6 protein-coding genes are annotated in these 5,463 nt (G+C 49.9%); 1 reads left to right on the top strand and 5 read right to left on the bottom strand.

Going from position 1 to position 5,463, the window contains the following annotated elements; translation table 11 throughout:
* The first annotated feature begins 121 nt into the window (after positions 1-121).
* Complete coding sequence (locus NCN04_RS07425) at positions 122-529, top strand: nuclear transport factor 2 family protein (RefSeq protein ID WP_250395662.1); 408 nt, start codon at positions 122-124, stop codon at positions 527-529.
* Between the two features lie 108 nt (positions 530-637).
* Here NCN04_RS07425 and NCN04_RS07420 read toward each other — a convergent pair whose 3' ends face one another.
* The 5 genes from NCN04_RS07420 to NCN04_RS07405 all read right to left on the bottom strand — a co-directional run.
* Positions 638-1,822 carry an iron-containing alcohol dehydrogenase gene (locus tag NCN04_RS07420; protein ID WP_250395661.1) on the bottom strand — a complete coding sequence of 395 codons (1,185 nt, stop codon included), beginning with the start codon at positions 1,820-1,822 and terminating at the stop codon, positions 638-640.
* Positions 1,819-2,109, bottom strand: coding sequence for an antibiotic biosynthesis monooxygenase (locus NCN04_RS07415; RefSeq protein ID WP_048347412.1), 291 nt, complete (start codon positions 2,107-2,109; stop codon positions 1,819-1,821). The genes NCN04_RS07420 and NCN04_RS07415 overlap by 4 nt, the downstream gene beginning before the upstream one ends.
* A gap of 116 nt (positions 2,110-2,225) precedes the next feature.
* Entirely contained in the window at positions 2,226-2,351 is a 126-nt protein-coding gene (locus NCN04_RS10665; protein ID WP_284498660.1) for a hypothetical protein, read from the bottom strand.
* 189 nt (positions 2,352-2,540) lie between these two features.
* Complete coding sequence (locus NCN04_RS07410; protein WP_250395660.1) at positions 2,541-4,355, bottom strand: sensor domain-containing protein; 1,815 nt, start codon at positions 4,353-4,355, stop codon at positions 2,541-2,543.
* Positions 4,352-5,463, bottom strand: a 1,112-nt coding sequence (locus tag NCN04_RS07405; protein ID WP_250395659.1) for a cytochrome P450, incomplete at its 5' end; no start/stop codon positions are given. The genes NCN04_RS07405 and NCN04_RS07410, both read right to left, overlap by 4 nt.

The following is a 5,463-nucleotide window of genomic DNA, read 5'->3' as shown; positions in this document are numbered from 1 at the left end:
ATCCAGAAATCATGGCTCTCGATCACCGAGGCCCCTGATCATGGCGACCCAATCTTTGACATCTCCTCAATATTCAGAGCCCTAGGGATAGGATTAATAGGCATTGAGCTAAACCAAAAACATGGCCATCAATGCAGACACGGTTCGCCGCATCTTCTCGCCTCTCGAATCAGGTGATGGAGAAAAGTTCTTCGAATGTGTTGCCGAGGATGTTGATTGGACGGTGGAGGGCACCCACCCGCTCGCCGGACACTATCAATCAAAGCAAGAGTTTTACAGCCATACCTTTGCGCGACTCAACAATATTCTCCAAGAAGGGACTCAACTTCATGTCCAGAATGTACTCACCGATGGTGATTGGGCGGTCGTTGAGTTGCGTTCCCATGCCTTCGCCAAGAGTGGAATGCGCTTCGACAACCGATATTGCTGGGTTGTTCGCTTCAACGACACAATGATTGTGGAAGTTAGAGCCTATCTTGATTCCGCGCTGGTCCAACAACTGATCGACGCCAATGAGACCTCTGTCTGAGTTCATGACATCGCACTCAACAGCACTCGAACAGCGGCTCCAACTCAAGGCTTATGACCAACAAGACGTAAACGACAATTTCAATGAAGAATTAGAGAACCGATTTCTTTAAAGCCTTGTTTCCAGCAATGTTTTGATTTCGGATGGTGTGAGTGCAATTGGATTATTGCGGTTGCTTGCTGCGCCAACGATTCGATCCAGATCTCCATGGGTGATGCCGTAGTCGCTCAATCGAGGAATCTTGAGCTCATCCACCCACTGGACCAGGCAGTCCGTGAGGTGATCCACTGCAGCGTTGTTCTGAGTGAGGTGGCTGCCACCAGGCAGCAAACGGCCAACACGGGCCATCCGTTCAACCGCAGGGTTGTGGGGATCGCGTTGTTTCAGAGCACTCCAGTTCTGTTGTTGCGCTGCTCCCATCAAGGTTCCGCAAATCACGCCGTGGGGCATCGGGAACCACCCCCCAATTGGCCCCGCTAGGCCATGAACAATCCCAAGGCCGGCATTCGCCAATCCGATCCCTGAGCAGAGTGAGCCATAGGCCATGTGCAAGCGAACTTGCGGATCGGTGGATCCCTCTCCACAGGCACGACGCAAATTCGGCACTAAGTGTTGAAGCCCGCTCCAGACGATCGCATCGCTCAGAGGTGATGCCGTTGGAGAAAGAAAGGGCTCAAGAAGCTGCGTGAAGGCATCCATCCCGCATGCTGCCGTCACATCGGCAGCGGCACCGGTCAACAGAGAACCATCCAAGATCACTGCGCTTGGGACAAAGTTGTTATGCCGCAACGACTTCTTGTAGCCATCAGGGCCCACATGGCTCAGCACTGCATTTTTAGACACTTCCCCACCGGTTCCTGAGGTGGTGGGAATCGCAAGGAAAGGCAGCGTGATTCCGCTGTGAGCCAGACCGCGGCCCACACCCTCCAGGTGATCCAGCACAGAGTTTCCGTGGGGAATCATCGCGGCAATCGCTTTGCCAAAATCGATCACGCTGCCGCCGCCGATGCCAATCACAGCATCAATGCCCTGGCCAAACCACTGCTGCGTGGTTTGATCCACCAGCTCTGTACTGGGTTCACCAGCACAGATCATATGGGAGTGCTTGGCTCCAGCATCGTCAATCAAGCTCATCACCACGCTCAGCTGACCCATCTCCTGCAGCGAAGCCCGGCCTGTAAGCAGAAGAACAGACTCAGCTTTGAGTGAGCGCAGCCAGGCTGTGATCTCTTTGAGCGTTCCCGTTCCGCAGTGAATCGGGGGGACGCGTGCAAAAGAAAACGAAACCGTCATGGTGCAACCGATTCGTAAGGAACACCCTTCCGCGGTTCAGCCATCCAGTCGGCAACGGTTTCCCTCCACTTGAGGTAATGCGCTGTGCTCTTGTGGGCTGCTGCTGCTGCCTCCGATTCGTACGCCTCGTACAGCAGGAACAGGCTGGAGTCGTCTTTGCTTTGGAGGATGTCAAAGCGTTGATTGCCAGGTTCCTGAATGGATTCCTTGTGATTCAGGATGGAAGCCTGGCGGAACTCCTCGATTCGATCGGGTTTCACGTGGACGTGAACGCAGGTGACGTACATCGAAGACCTGTGTAATGGTGACTTCCAATCCAACCATCCAGCGAGCAGGCTTCCAAGCCGCCTCACAGGCCTCGCTGATGTCCAGTTGCAGTTGCAGTTTCCCGTTGCATCGCGACCTACGGGATATCAGGGCGTAGGCGCATGCTCAGATCCAGCCAGCGGCTGTGAGTGTCTGGCGTACTGATCTGAAGGAGTTGATGCCGGCTCATCAAGGGAGACAAGCATGGGGCCAGAGGCTGCATTGGAGGAAGCGATCTGGCGACTGAAGGCATTCGCGCAGCGAGGCGGAGGTGCTCAGCTTTCAGGAGCTGAAAAGACTCGTAGGCTTTGAGAACAATTCAACAACTATCGATCAGCCCTTAACTATCAACCTTTGAGCCTTCAAACAAGTGAAAGTGATCAAGAGGGATCAGAGCAACTCTGTTAGACAATTACACAGAATCGCCATCAGAAGGTACAGAAAAGAGGGCAGACTTTTCAGTTTGATTTGCCAAGAGCTCGCAATAATCAGCAAATTCCAACGGCCTAGAGAAATAATATCCCTGGAAGAATTGGTAGCCCATACGGCGAAGGACATCGAACTGGCGAAAATCCTCAACCCCTTCAACAATCGCCTCAGCACCAATCGACGAAGACAAGGCAAGACTGGCCTTCAAAATAGCAACAGATGGAACAGATTCAAGGCTACTGGAGTCAAAAGAATGAAGCTGCGCAACAAAGCTCTGATCTAACTTCAAGGAATAGATAGGCAAAGAAAGAAGACTTGAAAGACTTGCAAAACCTGTTCCAAAATCGTCGATGTGAAGGCAGATACCCGCCTCATGAAGGCCATTCAGTCGGCGAATAGCAAGGTGATCCAAGAATCCAGATTCTGTGATCTCAACATGCATAGACTTAGGTGAAACACCAAAACGTTGAAGACTCACCAATAATGTTTCTACGAGATCATGCTGCCGAGAAGAAAGCTGACTGGCCGAAATATTAATTGACAGCGGGGGGATTTTATCCACACTTCCATGGAGCGAAGAAAGAGCGAGACAAGCAGCTTCAATCACCCACTCACCAATTAAATGGATTTGACCGGTTTGCTCAGCAAGTGGAATAAAAACTCCCGGACTGACTGGGCCAAGACTTGCGCTCTCCCAGCGCAATAAAGCCTCAGCACCAACAATCTGCCCTGAGACATTCCATTGTGGCTGGAAAACAAGTCGAAATTCATCATTGACCACAGCTTGGCGGAGGCTGAGTTCAAGATTCAATAATTCAGCCGTTCTCGTTGGAATGTCGTCTCCAAAAATGACAATTGGTTCTGCCACAGAATTGATTCGCCGTGCCTGATCCAATGCAGATGCTGCACTGGAAAGGATGGAATCTTCATTGTCTCCATGGTCCGGGAATGAACTGATGCCTGCGTGAAAACCGAGACCATAAAACCCATCGACATGCAATTCCAGCAGAGATGGCAATTGCTGGACCAGATGAAGAGCAGCAGAATGCGCAGCCTTGGAATCGCGTCCTTGTAAAATAATCAGAAACTCGTCAGAGTCAGGCCTAATTAAATGGTCACCATCCTGAAGCCAATCCTGTAAGACGACGGCAGTAGCACGAAGAATTTCGTCACCCTTTGCTCGACCAAGATAAGTATTAAGGCGGCCGAAACCCTTCAAGTCGAGCCATATAAGAGAAACAGGTAACCCAGTGGAGATAATATCTTTCAAGAGTGCGTAGGCACTTTTTAAATTCCCCAAACCAGTCAGCTGATCACACAAAAGACTTGACTGCAATGAAAGCAATGACTTCTGTTGAACATCGACATTAACCATGAGTCCCTCGCAGATCAGGAGATCGTTCTGACGAGTAACAGCCATCCTCACCTCATACCAAGACCAACGACCGTCGGAAGAGACGCCACGAAATGGCCGGCTAGTAATATCATTTCCAAAACCATCACTCTCCAATAGAAGCTGAGCAACACTAGACATATATTCCCGATCATCTGGATGCACATCCTGAAGAAATGATTGCAAGAGAAAGAGTGCAGAACCAGACTCCAATATTTCCGGCGACGTAAAATGACAGTGAATATAATCGTCAGACTTGAAGTATTCCTGCATTGCCTTCCCCTCAGGAGACAGCGGGAATCGAAAGAATTCAACACCAGCGCGCCGAAGCAAAGCAACTACATCAGAGCGAATTGGAAGACGATCTGCCGAAAGATGATTATTTGGCCGCTCGGAATCAGTCATGGTGTCACCGTGGAGATGGCCTGCACTAAATGATCAGAACTACGGGGGCGGACAAGAACATCAAACTCCGAGACCGTAATTCCATGCTTAGTAGGATATCCACACGTACCAGGGATCCTAGCCATCTCATAGCGAGAAAGAAGCTCTTGAATAATAGCCGGAATAACTGACATGACAATATACTTGCCAGCACAAACATGAGACATATGGCCGAAGTGCAAGTAATCTCGGGATGGCCTATTTGGATTGAATTGCCACGGTTGATCCACATACTTAGGATCAAACATCGCAGAGGAATTCCAGGCCATCACCAAGGTATTTGCCGAGACCGATGAGCGGTAAGAAGCACTCAATAACTCAGTTCGACTCTTGCAGTGACGATAAATCACAGGATCACCGGGAGAAAAGCGAAGTGCCTCTAAGACAAATCCTTGTAGCGGATTCAAAAGTAATTGATCTCCGTCCATCTCAGTCTTAGCAGCTGTTGCAGCGTGTTCAAGAATGCGAGGACGAGAGATCAACTGATCAATGACCTGGCAAATCGTATTGATCAAGGGCAGGACTGCTCCAACAAGAAATCCCGTCAGGTTGATCCGAATTGCAAGATCATCCATACCTGGGGTGCCTGACTGTTGGAGCCTGAGACACCGTGCCAGAACGGTATTGGCACTCTCTAAGTTTGTACTGGATTGTTGCTTTGCAGACGCGATCTGACGATCAAGATCCTGATTGAACAAGACCGCAGAAGCCAAGGCAGCCTCTCGACTGTCGTCACCATTAAGGTCGTAAAAAATATAGTGAAAGAGATGTGAAAACCAAACAAAATTAAAATCGATCTCGGCTGTTCCTTCGGCATTCACAGCCTGCATCGGAAGACGAAGGCCGAAATATTTTTCAATAAATGATTGAAGAACAGGTAGAACAAGATCTTTTGGCAAGCTCAAAGCCTTCGAGCCATCGAGATCACGAAGCACATCGGCTCGCGATTCAAATGCAAGAAAGCTATCGACAGATGCATCGGCAGCAATCCGGTGACATCGATGCACATCATCCCGGCGAAAAACTAATCTCATATTAGAAATATCGCGGGTGTACGTTGGTGATGTGG

Origin of the sequence: Synechococcus sp. MU1655 (assembly GCF_023630655.1) — a bacterium.
Lineage (GTDB): Bacteria > Cyanobacteriota > Cyanobacteriia > PCC-6307 > Cyanobiaceae > Synechococcus_C.
This window is presented reverse-complemented; position numbering and strand designations above follow the sequence as displayed.

Coding starts and splice junctions, on each gene's coding strand:
- NCN04_RS07425 (WP_250395662.1), top strand. CDS start 122: ATGGCCATCAATGCAGACACGGTTCGCCGCATCTTCTCGCCTCTCGAA.
- NCN04_RS07420 (WP_250395661.1), bottom strand. CDS start 1,822: ATGACGGTTTCGTTTTCTTTTGCACGCGTCCCCCCGATTCACTGCGGA.
- NCN04_RS07415 (WP_048347412.1), bottom strand. CDS start 2,109: ATGTACGTCACCTGCGTTCACGTCCACGTGAAACCCGATCGAATCGAG.
- NCN04_RS10665 (WP_284498660.1), bottom strand. CDS start 2,351: ATGCAGCCTCTGGCCCCATGCTTGTCTCCCTTGATGAGCCGGCATCAA.
- NCN04_RS07410 (WP_250395660.1), bottom strand. CDS start 4,355: ATGACTGATTCCGAGCGGCCAAATAATCATCTTTCGGCAGATCGTCTT.